This window comes from Atopobium sp. oral taxon 416 (assembly GCF_018128285.1).
Taxonomy (GTDB): domain Bacteria; phylum Actinomycetota; class Coriobacteriia; order Coriobacteriales; family Atopobiaceae; genus Olsenella_L.
Window position 1 is genome coordinate 850445 of the sequence record NZ_CP072380.1, and the last position, 14747, is coordinate 865191.

General features: G+C 55.5%; 26 protein-coding genes and 1 pseudogene. 13 read left to right on the forward strand and 14 right to left on the reverse strand.

The features are described 5' to 3' along the window. Window positions 1–82: 82 nt before the first annotated feature. The 4 genes from J4859_RS04690 to J4859_RS04705 all read right to left on the reverse strand — a co-directional run bounded on the left by J4859_RS04690 (window position 83) and on the right by J4859_RS04705 (window position 1918). Window positions 83–442: a DUF2252 family protein gene (locus tag J4859_RS04690; protein WP_212333383.1), complete on the reverse strand. Its 360-nt coding sequence runs from the start codon at window positions 440–442 to the stop codon at window positions 83–85. A gap of 119 nt (window positions 443–561) precedes the next feature. Further along, window positions 562–966 (reverse strand): transposase, encoded by a 405-nt coding sequence (locus J4859_RS04695; RefSeq protein WP_212333385.1) that lies wholly within the window; start codon window positions 964–966, stop codon window positions 562–564. Window positions 967–1113: 147 nt separating this feature from the next. Then, window positions 1114–1290 (reverse strand): hypothetical protein, encoded by a 177-nt coding sequence (locus J4859_RS16075; protein WP_249113758.1) that lies wholly within the window; start codon window positions 1288–1290, stop codon window positions 1114–1116. A gap of 490 nt (window positions 1291–1780) precedes the next feature. Then, the gene (locus J4859_RS04705; protein ID WP_212329948.1) at window positions 1781–1918 is read right to left on the reverse strand and encodes a hypothetical protein; all 138 of its coding nucleotides are present in this window, start codon (window positions 1916–1918) and stop codon (window positions 1781–1783) included. 439 nt (window positions 1919–2357) lie between these two features. On the opposite strand from J4859_RS04705, the gene J4859_RS04710 reads away from it, so the two are divergent. The 3 genes from J4859_RS04710 to J4859_RS04720 all read left to right on the forward strand — a co-directional run bounded on the left by J4859_RS04710 (window position 2358) and on the right by J4859_RS04720 (window position 3052). Then, window positions 2358–2591 (forward strand): transposase, encoded by a 234-nt coding sequence (locus J4859_RS04710; protein ID WP_371812221.1) that lies wholly within the window; start codon window positions 2358–2360, stop codon window positions 2589–2591. Window positions 2592–2671: 80 nt separating this feature from the next. Further along, window positions 2672–2827: a hypothetical protein gene (locus J4859_RS04715; protein WP_212333393.1), complete on the forward strand. Its 156-nt coding sequence runs from the start codon at window positions 2672–2674 to the stop codon at window positions 2825–2827. A gap of 36 nt (window positions 2828–2863) precedes the next feature. After that, window positions 2864–3052: a hypothetical protein gene (locus tag J4859_RS04720; RefSeq protein WP_212333396.1), complete on the forward strand. Its 189-nt coding sequence runs from the start codon at window positions 2864–2866 to the stop codon at window positions 3050–3052. Between the two features lie 89 nt (window positions 3053–3141). Here the strand turns inward: J4859_RS04720 and J4859_RS16755 are convergent, their stop codons facing one another. After that, the gene (locus J4859_RS16755) at window positions 3142–3426 is read right to left on the reverse strand and encodes a type II toxin-antitoxin system RelB/DinJ family antitoxin (RefSeq protein ID WP_212333398.1); all 285 of its coding nucleotides are present in this window, start codon (window positions 3424–3426) and stop codon (window positions 3142–3144) included. 403 nt (window positions 3427–3829) lie between these two features. On the opposite strand from J4859_RS16755, the pseudogene J4859_RS17500 reads away from it, so the two are divergent. The 3 genes and pseudogenes from J4859_RS17500 to J4859_RS17505 form a co-directional block, all read left to right on the forward strand. Then, window positions 3830–4420: pseudogene (locus tag J4859_RS17500) on the forward strand (DNA helicase); the annotation flags it as partial. Continuing rightward, a complete protein-coding gene (locus tag J4859_RS04730) occupies window positions 4413–4988 on the forward strand; it encodes a hypothetical protein (protein ID WP_212333403.1) in 576 nt (191 codons plus the stop codon). The pseudogene J4859_RS17500 and the gene J4859_RS04730, both read left to right, overlap by 8 nt. Window positions 4989–5009: 21 nt before the next feature. After that, window positions 5010–5147, forward strand: a complete 138-nt coding sequence (locus tag J4859_RS17505) for a DEAD/DEAH box helicase family protein (protein WP_212333406.1) — start codon at window positions 5010–5012, stop codon at window positions 5145–5147. Between the two features lie 404 nt (window positions 5148–5551). Here J4859_RS17505 and J4859_RS04740 read toward each other — a convergent pair whose 3' ends face one another. Further along, on the reverse strand, window positions 5552–5722 hold the full coding sequence (locus J4859_RS04740) for a hypothetical protein (protein WP_212333409.1): 171 nt from the start codon (window positions 5720–5722) through the stop codon (window positions 5552–5554). Here J4859_RS04740 and J4859_RS16760 point away from each other — a divergent pair. Together J4859_RS16760 and J4859_RS04750 are read left to right on the forward strand one after the other, a co-directional pair. Next, on the forward strand, window positions 5709–6179 hold the full coding sequence (locus tag J4859_RS16760) for a hypothetical protein (protein WP_212333411.1): 471 nt from the start codon (window positions 5709–5711) through the stop codon (window positions 6177–6179). The genes J4859_RS04740 and J4859_RS16760 overlap by 14 nt on opposite strands. Then, complete coding sequence (locus J4859_RS04750; RefSeq protein ID WP_256436822.1) at window positions 6139–6678, forward strand: hypothetical protein; 540 nt, start codon at window positions 6139–6141, stop codon at window positions 6676–6678. The genes J4859_RS16760 and J4859_RS04750 overlap by 41 nt, the downstream gene beginning before the upstream one ends. A gap of 122 nt (window positions 6679–6800) precedes the next feature. On the opposite strand, the gene J4859_RS04755 is transcribed toward J4859_RS04750, so the two are convergent. Continuing rightward, window positions 6801–7175: a bacterioferritin-associated ferredoxin gene (locus J4859_RS04755; RefSeq protein ID WP_212333416.1), complete on the reverse strand. Its 375-nt coding sequence runs from the start codon at window positions 7173–7175 to the stop codon at window positions 6801–6803. A gap of 310 nt (window positions 7176–7485) precedes the next feature. Here J4859_RS04755 and J4859_RS04760 point away from each other — a divergent pair, with 310 nt between their 5' ends. Continuing rightward, entirely contained in the window at window positions 7486–7770 is a 285-nt protein-coding gene (locus J4859_RS04760) for a type II toxin-antitoxin system RelB/DinJ family antitoxin (protein ID WP_212333420.1), read from the forward strand. Further along, window positions 7763–8035 carry a type II toxin-antitoxin system YafQ family toxin gene (locus J4859_RS04765; RefSeq protein WP_212335137.1) on the forward strand — a complete coding sequence of 91 codons (273 nt, stop codon included), beginning with the start codon at window positions 7763–7765 and terminating at the stop codon, window positions 8033–8035. The genes J4859_RS04760 and J4859_RS04765 overlap by 8 nt, the downstream gene beginning before the upstream one ends. 93 nt (window positions 8036–8128) lie before the next feature. Here J4859_RS04765 and J4859_RS04770 read toward each other — a convergent pair whose 3' ends face one another. The 6 genes from J4859_RS04770 to J4859_RS04790 form a co-directional block, all read right to left on the reverse strand. Then, on the reverse strand, window positions 8129–8503 hold the full coding sequence (locus J4859_RS04770; RefSeq protein WP_212333416.1) for a bacterioferritin-associated ferredoxin: 375 nt from the start codon (window positions 8501–8503) through the stop codon (window positions 8129–8131). A gap of 314 nt (window positions 8504–8817) precedes the next feature. Then, entirely contained in the window at window positions 8818–8964 is a 147-nt protein-coding gene (locus tag J4859_RS04775) for a hypothetical protein (protein ID WP_212333422.1), read from the reverse strand. Window positions 8965–8973: 9 nt separating this feature from the next. After that, on the reverse strand, window positions 8974–9222 hold the full coding sequence (locus J4859_RS04780) for a transposase (protein ID WP_212332887.1): 249 nt from the start codon (window positions 9220–9222) through the stop codon (window positions 8974–8976). Next, on the reverse strand, window positions 9188–9694 hold the full coding sequence (locus tag J4859_RS04785) for a transposase (protein WP_249113801.1): 507 nt from the start codon (window positions 9692–9694) through the stop codon (window positions 9188–9190). Before J4859_RS04785 ends, J4859_RS04780 begins: the two co-directional genes overlap by 35 nt. 314 nt (window positions 9695–10008) lie before the next feature. Beyond that, window positions 10009–10137: a hypothetical protein gene (locus J4859_RS16765; protein ID WP_256436823.1), complete on the reverse strand. Its 129-nt coding sequence runs from the start codon at window positions 10135–10137 to the stop codon at window positions 10009–10011. A 400-nt stretch (window positions 10138–10537) separates the two neighbouring features. Continuing rightward, window positions 10538–10669, reverse strand: a complete 132-nt coding sequence (locus J4859_RS04790; protein ID WP_256436824.1) for a LysR family transcriptional regulator — start codon at window positions 10667–10669, stop codon at window positions 10538–10540. Between the two features lie 537 nt (window positions 10670–11206). On the opposite strand from J4859_RS04790, the gene J4859_RS04795 reads away from it, so the two are divergent. The 3 genes from J4859_RS04795 (at window position 11207) to J4859_RS04805 (ending at window position 12536) form a co-directional block, all read left to right on the forward strand. Next, window positions 11207–11371, forward strand: a complete 165-nt coding sequence (locus J4859_RS04795) for a hypothetical protein (RefSeq protein WP_212333428.1) — start codon at window positions 11207–11209, stop codon at window positions 11369–11371. A 255-nt stretch (window positions 11372–11626) separates the two neighbouring features. Further along, window positions 11627–11974, forward strand: coding sequence for a hypothetical protein (locus J4859_RS04800; protein ID WP_212333431.1), 348 nt, complete (start codon window positions 11627–11629; stop codon window positions 11972–11974). A 373-nt stretch (window positions 11975–12347) separates the two neighbouring features. Next, window positions 12348–12536: a DUF2304 domain-containing protein gene (locus tag J4859_RS04805; protein ID WP_256436857.1), complete on the forward strand. Its 189-nt coding sequence runs from the start codon at window positions 12348–12350 to the stop codon at window positions 12534–12536. An 83-nt stretch (window positions 12537–12619) separates the two neighbouring features. Here the strand turns inward: J4859_RS04805 and J4859_RS04810 are convergent, their stop codons facing one another. Beyond that, on the reverse strand, window positions 12620–14527 hold the full coding sequence (locus tag J4859_RS04810; protein ID WP_212333434.1) for a glycosyltransferase: 1908 nt from the start codon (window positions 14525–14527) through the stop codon (window positions 12620–12622). Window positions 14528–14747: the final 220 nt, after the last annotated feature.

Sequence of the window (14747 nt, forward strand, 5' to 3'; positions counted from 1 at the left end):
GGCACAGCTCATAGAGAAGAGGAGCGGAAGGAGCGCCGAGATGGGCTCCTTCCGCTCTCTGTGTCTTCAGGCCTTGTATCTCTCAGCAGAATCTGCCCTGCTTCCTTGCGGCAAGGAAGGTATTGAAGTCTTTCTCCGTCTGGTCGGCATAGGTATGGGCGAACGTGCAGGATGCCTCATCCATAGCATTGTCGTCTCCGAGATAGGAGGCAATCGCGAAGCGGTTACCGGTCCGTGCATGCGCACGGGCAAGCGTCCAGCTGCAGAGGGCAGCCAGATGTGTGAGGCGGTGGGCATCGATCTTCGTGAGGTCGGGTGCACCCTTGCCGTCCCAGAGCTGGCGCACGTAGTAGTCATGCAGACGCCCATCTTCGCCAGGAAGCCTTGTCCAGCCGAGCAGCAGGTCTGAGGAGACCTGGATGGCACGCTGGCCTTCGGCCAAGTCCGAATCCGTGTGTAAAATCGCTGCCGCGTTCCCTGCCTTACGCCTTTGCCATGTCCCTTTGGTTGCGCGCTATCTTTGCGAGCTCGTCTTCCACCTGCAGGAGCTGCACGTAAGTCCTATCCGTAGTAGCTTTTCCTCTGCATCGAGCTGCACTCGTTCTCTTCGGTAAGGACCGACCCGATCATCTTGATCGCCGCCGCCTTACTCGGGAAGACCCCGACAAAGCAGGCGTGCCTCTCTATCTCCCTGTTCAGCCTCTCCAGGTAGTTGGACGTCCTCATGTACAGACGCATCGCGGCGATCAGCACCTTCGCCGCCCTTGAGGCAACGTCGCGCAAGTCCGCCAGTATCTCGTCCCGTGTGCGCCTCGCCTCCGGTGCGCTTGGCAGTTGAGCCTCTCGACCAGCTCCCCCCTTAAGGCCGGCGCACACTCCCTTGGGGGCGGCCTTACACACGTTGCGCAAGTGGGCCTGGCAGCGCTGCCAGGCGGCGCCGGGCAGCACCTCCCTTACGGCCGCCACGAGCCCTGACCCCTGTCAATATAATGGACAGAGGAATCTCAGATTTTTTATGCGGTCTGCATCACCTTTGGATCGTATGCAAGGCCTCTCTCGAGGCGCTCGAAGAACTCCTGCATCACCTCTGCGGGCACGCGATCTCCTATGGACTTATGCGGGCGGAAGCGGTTGTAGTACGACTCGATTAAACTCGTGTGCCTTGTGCTTGGTCGTGGATGCGTCTAAGAGGCGCTTATGGTAGTACCACACGTTCTTGAGCGTGGCGAAAAACGATTCGGCGAGCGCATTGTCGTGGCAGCTTCCGGTTCTCCCCACGGAGAGCCTCACGTCGTGTGTAGCTGAGCAGGCGGCGAGCTTTGAGCTTATGTACTGGCTGCCTGGGCTGCTTAGAATATGGCCCCTCCAGCCACGTATCCGCGCGAATATGCCATCTTCAGGGCAAAGACGACAAGCCCTGCCCTCATGTTGTCCTGTATGCTTCAGCCCACCACCATGTGTGTGCACAGATCGTGTGCGACGGCGAGATATATAAAGCCTGCCGTGGTCCTGCGATAGGTTGTATCGCCCACGAGCTTGGCTGTCGGCACAAGACACGAAAAGTCGCGCCGGGTGAGGGCAGCGCGCTCGGGGGTATCAGGTGCGGGCAGCGTCGTTCTCTTGGAGGCATTGGATCAGATGCCGCAGATGCCCAAGCTTAGCCATGCACCTGCGCACGCGGTAGCGGGTCGTGCCTGTAAATTTTGCGTAACTTTGGATCTCCTGTGAGCTTGGTCCATACCTTGCAAAAGCTAAAGCGCCTGTCGCTTTCCTCCCATATCTAGATGATGGCTTCCTTGATAGGACCCCACGGGTCCTCACCGCCTTTGGCCTTGAGCCATCTGTAGAAGTGAGCCCTGCTCACCTCCAGTACGCGCTCCATCATCGAGACGCTGTAGGTTGCCCTCTTCTCCAGCATGAGCTAAAACCTGTCCTTCAACAAAGGCTTCCGGCGAAGAAGGCTGCCTCTTTTTTAGGAACTTATTCTCGCTTGCGAGCTCGTGTATACGCCTGTTCACTGCGTCGAGCTGCTTGTGCTCGTCGGTCCTTTCCTGGGTCACCCTTTTGGTCTTTGAGTGCTTGATGATCCAGTCGTTTAGGGTCTTGTCGTTGATCCTTAAGCTTTGCGGCGCACTCCCTGATGCTCTTCTTCGGGTTGGCCTTACGTGCCTTCCTGTAGTGGTCGATAGCCTCGAGGCAATACTCCTTCAGTGTAGTGTTTGGGCATCCCTGGCTTCGTGCGGGACTTTGCCTTCTCTATCTCGCTTGCGCTTAGCGACATCTCATCTCTTCAATCTGCTGGTGTTGGTAGGTGGGTATCTGGACAGAGCATATCTGTTGCCAGTCCCTGAATCCCACTGTCCACCAAAAGATTACAGCTCACTCTTCCACCGGCGATGCGCAGGTGCACCAGGACGTCGAACTGCCTCGAGAGGCTCAACGCTAAGGTGAAGCGCCGGGCGAAGGTCATCGGCGTGTTCCCGAGTAAGGGCTCGCTAATAAGGCTTGTCGGGACCTACCTCATCGAGGAGAACGACAGGTGGGCCGCCAAGAGCAAGCAGTACTGGCTGCCGGCGGTCGAGGGGCTATGAGAGGAGGAAGGGGGATCTCGAGGAGATAGCCCGCACGCAGCGGCGGATGAGACTCGCTTCGTGACGGCTCGCAGGGGCGTTTGCTTACGAGGCAATTTACACACGATTTCGGACTTGACCTGGGTGTGAGCGTCCTGCAGACAAGCCTGCAGGACACGCCTGCCGAGGAGGTCTTCGCGCTCTACAAGAAGCGCTGGGCGATTAAGACCTACTTCGACTACTTCAAGAACGGCTAAGACGCGCATACCCTGTGCCAGCAGGACTACCACAGGATGCAGGGGCTGGCGTTCATCCTGCTCGTGAGCGCCCTCGTCCACCAGGAGGTCTCGGAGGCGCTCGAGGCCCGTAAGGTCAAGGCTGCCAAGCGGCATGGTGTCTGGATGGCCTGCAACTGCAAGAAGAGGCGTGTCGAGCTCTTCGAGAAGCTCAACACGCCATTGGAAGTACTCCCCAAATGCTGACTGTCTACCTAGAAATCCTGGTTGCTGTGACTAGATGATCGGCGAAATGAAGATATGCCAGCCAAATCTCCCAAACAGAGGGACTGTCTCTATTCCTTGAGGTGGTCATAGAGCCCATCCTCCTCGTCGTTCATGTCGGCGGGTAGGATGGTAGCTCCGTATCTTGGGTCGGCACGCATGACTCTAGTTGCATCATAGCGTGGGGACTCGTTTGGTCGCATATCAAATGGCAGTCCGCCCACGTCAATTGACTTGATTAAAAAAGTGTTCACTGCGTCCGAAAGGCTCATTCCCCAGTGAGAGTAAATCTCTGTGGCTTTGGCCTTCACGTCGGGAGACACATACGATTTGATTTCGGCAGTTCTGGATACCATAATGAACCTCCTTAATCTATACCTTATCTAGACACAGTATTCTCCCATTTGTCCTATCATATCGAAGGATAATGGTGCTTCTTCGTCAGAGGCACATTAATGTGGTTCGGTGAAGACGGATGAGTAACATGCAGGGGAGGGCTTTAATCATGGCCGAGCCGGGCGACTTGAAGCTTAACGACCGTCCCTTTGCCTTGTAAGCAGTTTTGGACGGCGTAACGCTGCGGTTTGGTCGGGCCGTGCATGGTGCTGGCGGGGTGAAGGACGTCGTTCTGTGCACTGCGGAGGATGGTAGGGAGTTTGCAGTCCTGGCAAGTGAGTGGCCAAGTCAGTTGGACCAGATTGCTACGCGAAAGAGCTCGGCAGCGCATAAGATTACCCTCTTCAGGTCGCTTTTTGTGGAAGGCCGGATGCATTTGCTACTGGCTATCTGCGCAGAGATGGGCGCATGGAATATAGTCCCGCGTGCTCGAATTTGTGGAAGCCCGGTCTATGCGATTGCCGCCATGTGAAGTGCAGCGAATGTCCGAATCGCAACTTGCATGCAATTGGCGACCGTACTCTGATTAGGCATTTCGTGGGCTCGGACTTTCGGCGGAAGGATGTGCTGGGTCTGTATCCCATGACCAAGGACTCTACATGCTGGCTGCTGGTGACGGACTTTGATGACGATGGGTGGCAGAAGGCTGCTGGTGCGTATCGTGATGCATGTCGGCGTCGCGGTCTTTTCTGTGCGATCGAGAGGTCGTGGTCTGGCTGTGGTGCGCATGTTTGGTTGTTCTTTCAGGCAGAAGTTCCTGCGGCGAAGGCGCATTTGTTGGGCACGCTCCTGCTGGACGATGCGCGGCGACACTACTCCAGGATAGGACTCGATTCGTATGACCGACTTTTCCCAACTCAAGATGCTATAACGTCGGATGGCCTGGGCAACCTCATAGCTCTATCCCTGCGGGGTGTCGCTGTTCGGGGAGGGCAACAGCGTATTTGTGGATGATGCGTTTGAGCCATATGACAATCAGTGGGTGTTCCTCTCAACTGTCAAAAAGGTGCCGGCTGTGGTGGCGCATGGGCTGGCGGATGGCTATGTTGTCCCTGGAATAGGAGGAGGTAAATCTCGCTGGAGTAGCGAGAAAAATACGGTAATCCAGAATGACTTGGCCACCCAGAATGGCGCGACTGTTGCCGATAGCGCGGCGCCCGAAACCGCTGCAGCCCAGTGCCTTACGTCGTTACAAGTTGATGTCACGTTGGATGGTATGGTTCAGCTGAGAAAGTACCAGCTGTCGCAACCCTTGCTGGCAGACTTGTCGCAGATGGCGGCTATGGCGAACTCTGAGCTCTTCTTAAAACAGTGTATGCATCAGAGGATTTACGCAAAGACTACCCCTCGCTTCTTGTGGTTTGGTGAGGAGAATGACGATACGTTGTGCCTGCCTCGCGGATGCCAGGGTGCGGCTGTGCCCTACTTGTGTGAATGTGACTGCGAGGTCGATTTGCACGACGAGTGGACTTTTGGGCACATGATTCATTCCAGCTTTGTCGGGACCCTGCGTGAGGGGTAGGACGATGCGATCAATTCGCTTGTGCAGCGCGACGATGGCATGCTGGTGGCTCCCACCGGATTTGGAAAGACCGTGGTTGCTGCAAATCTTATAGCCAGTAAAGGTGTCACCATACTGGTGCTGATACCTAGGGAAACGATGATTAATTCGCCTCGATGAGGTAGCTGGGGCCACACGCTGTATGACATCGGCTCAAAATGTCTCGAACCACACAGCTCCCATGCCCACATAGATGCCTATCTGTCTTCTGGATATAGTATAGCTACATCCACACATTCCAGCGACAGATTGTCAAGCTGAGTGCAACATCTCCCTAAAGACCTCGTTGGCTGTCCTGTATTTCAGGACCTTCCTCGCCCTGTCACAGATCAGCTCCACCGCATGCTGCACCTCCTCGTTTGTGACCTTTCCGAAGTCTGTGCCCTTAGGGGAAGAACTTGCGCAGGAGCCCGTTGGTGTTCTTAACTGTCGGCTTTTGCCATAGATGGTGGGGGTCGCAGAAGTAGAACTGCACGCCTCAAAGGGCATCTGTGAGCCCTGTATGCCCTGCGAACTGCTTGCCCCTATCCGGAAGTGAGTGTCTTAAGGGGACGTCCCTGCAAAAGCCCGACCTCGGCCTTGAAGACGCTCCCGTTATCGTGGTGGCATCTTCTCGCGAAAAGCAGCCTCACTGCCCTGTCGGCAAGCACAAGCAGGCACATGGGTCCCGCTGCCACGAGCGTGTCGTCTGCCAAGTCGCCTTCGGGCTTCGAGGACGAGACGGTCGCTGTGATAAAGGAGTTCTGCTCCGGCTGGGCCGACGTAAAGATGAACTCATTGATGGATGCTCTGATCTATCCGAAGGATTTCAGCGGCATGAAGCCGGCGCTTATGCTCGATGCCCATGGAGACGAGGTCGGCAGCATGGTCCGCTCGATCCACTCGAACGAGACCATGGGCTTCGTCGAGTTCGAACGCTTTTCTCCCCATGTGCTTGCAGGGCAGGATGTCTATGTGCGCACGACAGAAGGACAATGGGTCCTTGCCGTCATCGGCGTGAAGCTGTCACACTTCATGAGCGAAGCAGAGAGGGCTTCCGGCACAGAGGAGCTCATCCTCGACTTGCGGTGCCACCTCGAAGGAAGAGGTTGTCGAGTGCTTCCATATGGGCATGGGCGAGCCGTTCGTGCCGGCGACACAGTCTGTCTATGATGCGGAGTACGGCATCGCCTTCGGCAAAGCCTTCGACTGCAAGGCAGGCGTCACGGTGCTGCTCCTGGCGTTGAGAGAGCTTACAAAGAAGGACCTGCCTTTCGATGTAATGGCCTCGATCGTGTCGATGGAGGAGGTAGGGGAGCGCGGCGTTGCAGCTGCTGTCAGGACCTTCCAACCGAAGCTTACCTTCATGTTCGAAAGGTGTCCGGCAGATGATGCATTCCTTCCGTCCGACGATATCCAGGCGGCGCTCTACAAAGGCCCGATATTTCGCTACTTCGACTGCTGTATGATAACGAACCCGAGATATCAGCGCTATGCGCTTGCCACAGCGAGAGAGCATAGCCTCAGGGTGCAGACAAACGTGCGTGAAGGCGGCAGCGCTGACGGAGAATCTGCGCACATGCTCGATGTGCCGAGCGTCGTGGTAGGAGTCCCGTGCCGCTACGTCCATGCAGGGTGTGGATCTGCGCCCTCGATGATATCGAGGAAGTAGCAAAGGTCTGTGTGGCCGTGGCCGAGTCGCTCACGCTGGAAGAGGCAGAGTACTTCTGACAAGAAGAAGGAGGCAGAGCCTGAGCCCTGTCTCCTTCAGAGTTCTTTACTATTCGTTGAGATCTATGCTGTCTGAGCCAATGCCTCTTTGACCATGACAGCGACTACAACACGGCAGCGTCCGTAGCGGGTGTCTGCTCCGGTTGCGCACTCGACGTCCTCGACGCTTTGTGCTCCTGCCGCCACTGTCTGGAAGACCTCGTCCCTCGTCGTTCCCATGCAGGGGCAGACGAGCCCTTCCTCATCGGCGCTGTAGCCGCCTCCGTGGTGCCCGCGTCTTCCTTCTGCATCGTCGCCGTGGCGATGGCCGTGGGCCTCTTCGTCATTGGCGTGATGATGGTAATGGCGGTGCTCATGCTCATCTCCGGTTGCATCTCCATGATGGTGGTAGCGATGGCGGTCATTTCGCCTTCTCCATCGTGGTGATGGTGGTGGCAATGATGCCCGGCTTTCTCGGCGTCTTCACCGTGATGGTGTCCGTGAGGATGGCAGTCTTCTCCACAGCCATGTTTGTGGCGGGAAGCTTATGCCATCTCGGCAGCTTCGGGGGTGCTCTTCGTGGCTGCATCGCCTGCAGCGAGGTTCTTGATCTCTTCGTTCGTCTTGTTCGTATCCATAAGGTAGATTCCTTCCTTGAATGGGAATTCTCACTTTGTAGTATTGCTATAGTAAAATAATGTTTTGCATTGTGATTACAATACATTGCGAAGGGTATACAAATATAGAAAATAGTGGGGAAGGGGTATCAATGTCGACAGCAAATATCAACGTTCGGGTAGATGCCGATTTGAAGCGGTCTGCCGAGGATTTGTTCAACGATTTGGGATTGAACATGACAGCTGCAATTACCATGTTTCTGAAAAGCGCAGTCAGTCACGATGGCATACCGTTCGAAGTGAAGCGTGTCATTCCCAATGCAGAAACAAAGGCTGCGCTTGCCGAGTATGATGCGATGAAGAATCATCCGGAGAGCTATAAGCGATACAGCTCTTTTGATGCGATGGCTGATGAGGTGCTGGGCAATGATGCTTGAGGTAGTGCCTTCTAATCAGTTTAGAAAGGATTTGAAACTTGCTAAGAAGCGTGGTCTAAGAATCTCAAGACTCAAAGAGGTAGTCGATACCTTGGCGTCGGGGCAGAAGCTTGATGAAAGATACCGAGACCACAATCTGACGGGCGATTTTCGCGGATTTCGTGAATGCCATATCGAACCAGACTGGCTGCTTGTCTACCGCATTGGGGAAGAAGAACTCGAACTCTTTCTGTTCCGTACAGGATCGCATTCAGACTTGTTCTAATCCTTTCTCGAAGCTGCTATCCATCTACCTACTCTCTTCGATGGATTGCTATAGAACCTATCTGGTATGGTGTCATTGTTTATTCGTTGAGATCTATGCTGTCTGAGCCAATGCCTCTTTGACCATGACAGCGACTACAACACGGCAGCGTCCGTAGCGGGTGTCTGCTCCGGTTGCGCACTCGACGTCCTCGACGCTTTGTGCTCCTGCCGCCACTGTCTGGAAGACCTCGTCCCTCGTCGTTCCCATGCAGGGGCAGACGAGCCCTTCCTCATCGGCGCTGTAGCCGCCTCCGTGGTGCCCGCGTCTTCCTTCTGCATCGTCGCCGTGGCGATGGCCGTGGGCCTCTTCGTCATTGGCGTGATGATGGTAATGGCGGTGCTCATGCTCATCTCCGGTTGCATCTCCATGATGGTGGTAGCGATGGCGGTCATTTCGCCTTCTCCATCGTGGTGATGGTGGTGGCAATGATGCCCGGCTTTCTCGGCGTCTTCACCGTGATGGTGTCCGTGAGGATGGCAGTCTTCTCCACAGCCATGTTTGTGGCGGGAAGCTTATGCCATCTCGGCAGCTTCGGGGGTGCTCTTCGTGGCTGCATCGCCTGCAGCGAGGTTCTTGATCTCTTCGTTCGTCTTGTTCGTATCCATAAGGTAGATTCCATTCGGTGATGTCGTGTGATCGCAGCGGTGCTCCTTGGTTCTCAGTACCCGCTGTCTGATTGCATTGTACCTTGCTAATAGGTTTAAAAGAGTCTTCGGTAGTTTGTGTGGCCCGGAGCTCGGCTAGGCAGCCTTCGCCTTGCCTGCCTTCTCCTTCCTCCTCTTCCTGTCGCGTTCCCGGTCCTTCCGCTTGCGCTCGTCCCTCTTCCGCTTCTCCTCCGCCCTGCCCTCCCAGGGCAGCGCAGGCTGCTTATCGGAGCAGCGCAGCATGATCAGCGCTCAGAGGTTGTCAGTGTTGCAAAATCCGTATCCGCTGGCTATGGTGACCTTGATCTTGTTGTTGATGCTCTCGACGCGCCCGTTGCCGGTTCCGAGCTCGACGGCGGCTATCACGTCAGCACGCCTGCGCCTCACCTTCTTCTCGACTGCGACGACGGGCGCGATCCTGCAGTATGCGGTGGCCTTCAGCCAGCTGTCGTGCAGCCCTTGTGCCTCATGCGCATCCTTTGCGCGGAAGATAGCCCTCAAGATCCTCCTTGAGCGTCCATGCACGTGCAAGATGGCCCTCTGCGCGCTTCAGCTCTAAGAGCCGCTCCCTCTGCCGCGCGCTCAGGTCCTTAGGGGTTCTTCGCGAGCGCATAGCTGCTCCCCTTAATGCGAAAGGCATCCGCCGAGAGGCTGCGCGCACGCTCCCTGAGCTCCCCGGTACGTGCTGCGCCCTGGGCTCGGCGGCCCTCGCCTGCCTGTCTGCCTGGCGCGCTGCCTGCCATTCGTCGCGCCTCACCCGCTCGAGCACATCGTTTATCCATTCGACCACATGGAAGGGGTCCATGACCCATCTTGCATTGGGGCAGCGACGCCAGAGTAGCTCTTCTATCCACTTCGCTGCGTCTGCCGTGACGACCTCGATCGAGCTTTTCTGCTCGCGCGTAAGCCCGTCCAGGAAAAGCGACAGCACCTCCTTGCCGTATCCCTCCTGTGCCCAAACGAGGCATCCCAGATCATGGTCGACAACGGCCGTGAGGTATCTGTGGCCCTTCTTGTAGCTCGTCTTGTCTTATGCCTTTGTGCCTCAGGCCGTCGATGTGGCCCTGTCCGCGTGCAGCCTCGATCTCCTCCTACACCCGCCTGCAGATGCCGCCCACGCTCTTCCACTCGATCCTGGCCAGCCTTGCAGTCCATAAGAGCGGGCTGTGAACAGCGAGGCACGCCACCCACTCCTTAAAGTCACGCGTGACCCTCGACCCCGCCCTTGCCCCACAACACCCTCTCCTCATGCACGCCGTGCTCGGGGCAGCTCACGCGTGCGGGGCGCTACTTAAGGTAGCACCTCGAGGAGGCGAGCTCCATCGCCCTCCACCGCCTCGCCGGCACGTGGTCGTGGCAGCTGCAGCAACGCCCACACACCGGGCACCTCAGCTGCTCGCGCCTGTGCGGCCTCACCCGCACGACTATCGAGTCCCCCTTATCGCGGCTCCCACCACGACAGTCTTCACAAGCGACAGGACGTAGTGCAGAATCGTTCCCATGTGCGGTCCTCCCTTCGGATCGGATGCATTTGACGAAGTGAAATCCTTCGGGAAAACGGCGCGGGGCGGCCCCTCGCGGGGCCGTTCGTCTTGAGACTGCGTGTTTTCTGCATGCGAGCTGCGCAAAGCCATGGCGGGCTACCCACACAAACTACCGAAGAGCCAAAAGCATTCAATATTCGGCTGTCAAAGTGTAAAATCCAATAAAACTTACTTACCTAAAACTTCTCCTACAATCTTTTAATCAGGTCTTGACTTCATATAACTGATCTCCTCTGCGTGCTGGCGGAGCCTCATGCCGTCCTCGGTGAACGTCAGCGGTTCGTGTGCCTGAAGAGAGCGCAGCCAAGCTCGGTCTCGAGCTCTACGATCTGACGCGAGAGCGCCAGCTGCATCACATGCAGGACATTTGCCGCCTCTGTCATGTTCTCTTCGCGGGCGACCACCTAAAAGTATCGAAGAGTTCTTATCCACATGTCGTGCTCTATCCTATAGTGCCGAATGGCTGGCTTTGCAGGGAAGATGCAGTTTTGCCCCTAGGGAACCGATGATTAATTCAGCTCGATGAGGTAGCTGGGGCCACACGCTGTATGCCACCTGCTCAAAATGTCTCGAACCACGCAGTGCCTATACCCACATAGATGCCTATCTGTCTTCTGGATATGGTATAGCTACATCCACACATTCCTGCATATCCAAAAGGCAGATATGGACAGATAGATGAGCTTTTAGGACCTTAAATCCTAAGGTCTAAGGAGAAAGACCAGACGAGAGGCACTCTTAGAGCGGATGGATGCGATCGTTGTGTGGGACAGCTGGATTGCACTGGTAGATACCAGCTACCACGGACAGGCTCTTGTCAGGCATGTGCGCGCTGCAAAGACAAAGCTTTAGGATGTATCCTGCTTTAGGTTATGTTTGCTCTCTTAAGACGAGGGAACTTAAAGATGCTATCCTGGATTGCCACTCCTGGCAGCGCTTCTGTGCACGCAGACCTCATGTCTGAGCAGGTGCTAGATGCTACGACACTTGCGAAGATGCGCCATAGCCTTAAAGCGGCAGGGATCACGGCGCGGGGCGGCTCCATGGTGGATGTGACCTTCACCTGGGCCCTAAAGCTCCACGAAGAACAAGGACCACACACGTAACCCTTAAAGCGCACCAGTCCAAGAAAAGGGGAGCCTGGCGTATCGGATACAAGGTGATATTGGCGTGGATGCCGAAGGCGGCTTTGTGCATGGTATGGAGACGATCGCTTAGAATGTGTCCGACATATCCTGTGGCACACGCACTCGTAAGGGAAGATGACAGGTTCTGCTGCGCAGACTTTAGGCTATATAGGTATAGCGAAGCGCCCTTAAGGACGCATAAAGACCCACACCTCTCATCTATGCGCTAAAGCGTTGCTAAGGAAGCCTTCGACTAGAGAGGACCTTGCCTGTGCACTCTTGTCCGAGAAGGGCATCGAGTCCAGGAAGGCATCCGGCCGCTTAAAGGTAGAGCATCCCTTCCTTATCGTGAAGCGGCGCTTCGGCCCCTTAAGGAAGCGCTACAGGAGGATAGAGAAGATACCTGCACACTCGAGTCTCTCTCGCCCTTGCAAACCTTGCCATGTGCATCTTTTGCCGGCAGGCTGCACCTCCCGGCTCCCAGCGTCGCTTGATCTATCTTGGAGCCTTATTGCGGTGCATGGGGCATTAATCATCGTTTCCCTAAAGCTCTTTGGTACACGCCCTGATGTTTCTCTTTAGGTCTACCTGCCGGGCCTTGCCGCAGTACTGGTAACCTTTAAGCGCTACTCATCTATATACTGTCTGGGAAGCTTCGAATTCAACTTGGACTTTGCCTTCTTCTGCCTTACTTGCACTCACTGACAGCTCATGGCTTAAGTCTACAGGTGGTGTTGGGTGGGCATCTGAGCAAAGGATACTTGCCACTAGCTGCTGGTGTCCTCCTGTTCACCAAAAGATTACAGCTTACTGTCTCGCCACGGTGCCTGGCTTGGGGCGTGTCCATCTTCGCGAGGACCCCCCCTCATCTTAGCTTCCTTCCCACGGCAGGCCGCCTGCCCGATGCGCCTGTAGTCTGTGTTGTACTGATGATTCTGTTCGCTATTTTTCCGGAATCGCCTCTTTCTTTGAGGAACTGCTTGGTCTTTTCTTGCCGAGTAACTTTGTCTTCTACAGGATCATCCTCATGTTTGTGAAGCTGCTCAGCATGGCCTGCGACATGTCCAAGTTGACTGACAAGGTGGAGCAGCTGGCACAGGAGTTTGCGATTCATGAGAAGGAGAATGAAGACAAGGGAATGTAGTAGCTGCAGCATAGAACAGAAAAAGAGCGCCTCGAATGCATTTAGCCCGAGGCGCTTGCTTATGCGCTGTGTCTGTTCTGGCGCTAGTCGAGGCCAAGATAGCCCTTCCAGAAGTCGATGGAGGTCAGATATCCCTTCGAGCTCTGGTATTCCTTCTTGAGTCTATCCTTGTTCTGGTTGTAGTACTTGAGGTCGTTCTGGTAGCGGCTCCAGATTTGCTTGGCTCTGTCTGCGTTCTTGTGGCGGATGATGCCCTTCTTGTTGTAGTTGTCGATTGCGATGAGCGTATCGGTACCGAAGAGCTTGCCTTCCTGATAGGACCAGCCTACACCATGGATGACAGGTACGGAATCAGTGAACGGCTTGAGGTTACCCCAGAGCTGGCCGTTCAGAGATTTTCGCTCGAGCGCGCGGAGCGCTATGTTCTCGACACGGCCGACGCTGGCCCTCTTCATCGGAATATCGTCGGTAATAGCGTTAGGGGAGAGGCCGTGGATATCGACCTTACATTCCTTCAGAGCCTGTTCACGGAGCTCGTCGAACGGGAGGAGCTTCTCTTTCTTCTTGTTGGCAGCCATGAAGGTCTTCTCGCCGATACCCTTCTGTGCAATGAACTTTGGACCCTTGAAGAAATCTTCGAGGCCTTCGAGGACAAGTTCTGCGTCGTCGTAGTTGAACTTGCAGAGTTCGATCATGACCTCATGATCGATTTCCTTGAAGAAGTTCGTGAGTGGCGCGACGCCGGTCGTGAACTGGCCGATGAGGCCATTGCGGGTGACCTGGTATCTCTCGACTGCTGCGCTGTAGCGCATGAAGAAGACGAGGTGCCAGACGCAGATACCGTTCATGGACATGAACCTTGGCTTGGCCCTGAGCGCATATTCTGCATCGTCGAAGCGCACGAAGAAGGGGAGAGGAAGCCCAACCTTCTTGATGGTGGAGACAGGAATACAGCAGTACCACCAGCCGGCGTAGCGCTGCTTGAGATCGGCAAAGATCTCCTTTTCATAGGAGAACGTCTCACATGCAATGGCTTCGTTCAAGGCGCTGACGCGCATGGGCGGCTTGTCGGGAAGATAGTTTCCTCGTACCGTCATGTGTCCGGTATCTTCCCAATGCTGATCCGGCTCGTCGTAGTTCATCATGGAGCCGGAGACAAAGGCTTCAAAGTACCTGTCATTCGTGATGGACAGCAGGTTGAACGTACGGATGATGCTCTCTGGGGAGACTTCCACATCGTCGTCCATAAGGAGGATGTTCGTGACATCTCCCGACTCGAGGGCCTTGACCATGCCGAACGTGAAGCCACCCGATCCGCCCACGTTGTCATTCGGGAAGACGGTGATGCTCTTCGAGCTCAGCTTCTCTGCATCCAGGGTGCGTCCATTGTCTACAACGTACATACGGAAATGCTTCGCGATGAGCTCGTCGGTCTCCACGATCTTCGTGCGGACAAGCTCGATGTTGTGGGTGATGAAGTCTTCCTTCTTGAAGGTCGTGGTCGACAGGGCAAGCTCAATGGGACGTACGCTGTTATCGGGAATCTGGGCGGTGTAGTAGGAATTCCTGAGTTCGATCTCTCCCGCCGCATCGATCACGAAAGAATCCATAACATCAGTGTCATGAAGGACAAGTGGCATCTCGATGATCTGCCACTCCTGCGAAGCCTCGATTGCCTTTGTTGTATCGGGAAGCTTGTGGGGGTAATAGTCTAATGGATCAGTGCGGGTCTGCGTGACGGTGCAGGCAGCGCCACGAAGCTCGAGATGCAGTCTGAAGCCCTTGGCGACTGTATATTCCCTCCATTTGTTGATGGAGAGCGCATTGAAGAAGGTCGTGAAGTCGAACGAACCGGGGCCCACAAGCCTCCAGGCACTATCTTCCTTATCGGACGGGAAAATGGCCCTTGCAGAGCGATAGTAGAGAAGCGGCGTCGTATAAAATTGCCGCGACTCATCGAGCAGAATGTTGGCTATCTTGAAGTCTTTCATTGGTACCTCTGACAAGCAACGGGGAACAGCAGCGGTGAGCAGTGTTCCTGCCTCGTTAATAACGGATACAAGTATACCGAGAACCGACAAACCCACAAAGGGCGTACATTCTTCAGGCACATTCTTTTCTCTGGGGTTGCTAGGAATTGTATCCAGCGTTTTGTATGCATGGGCCGTCTGCACGAGACAGTAGCGATATCTGCTTCAGGATTGGAACAAT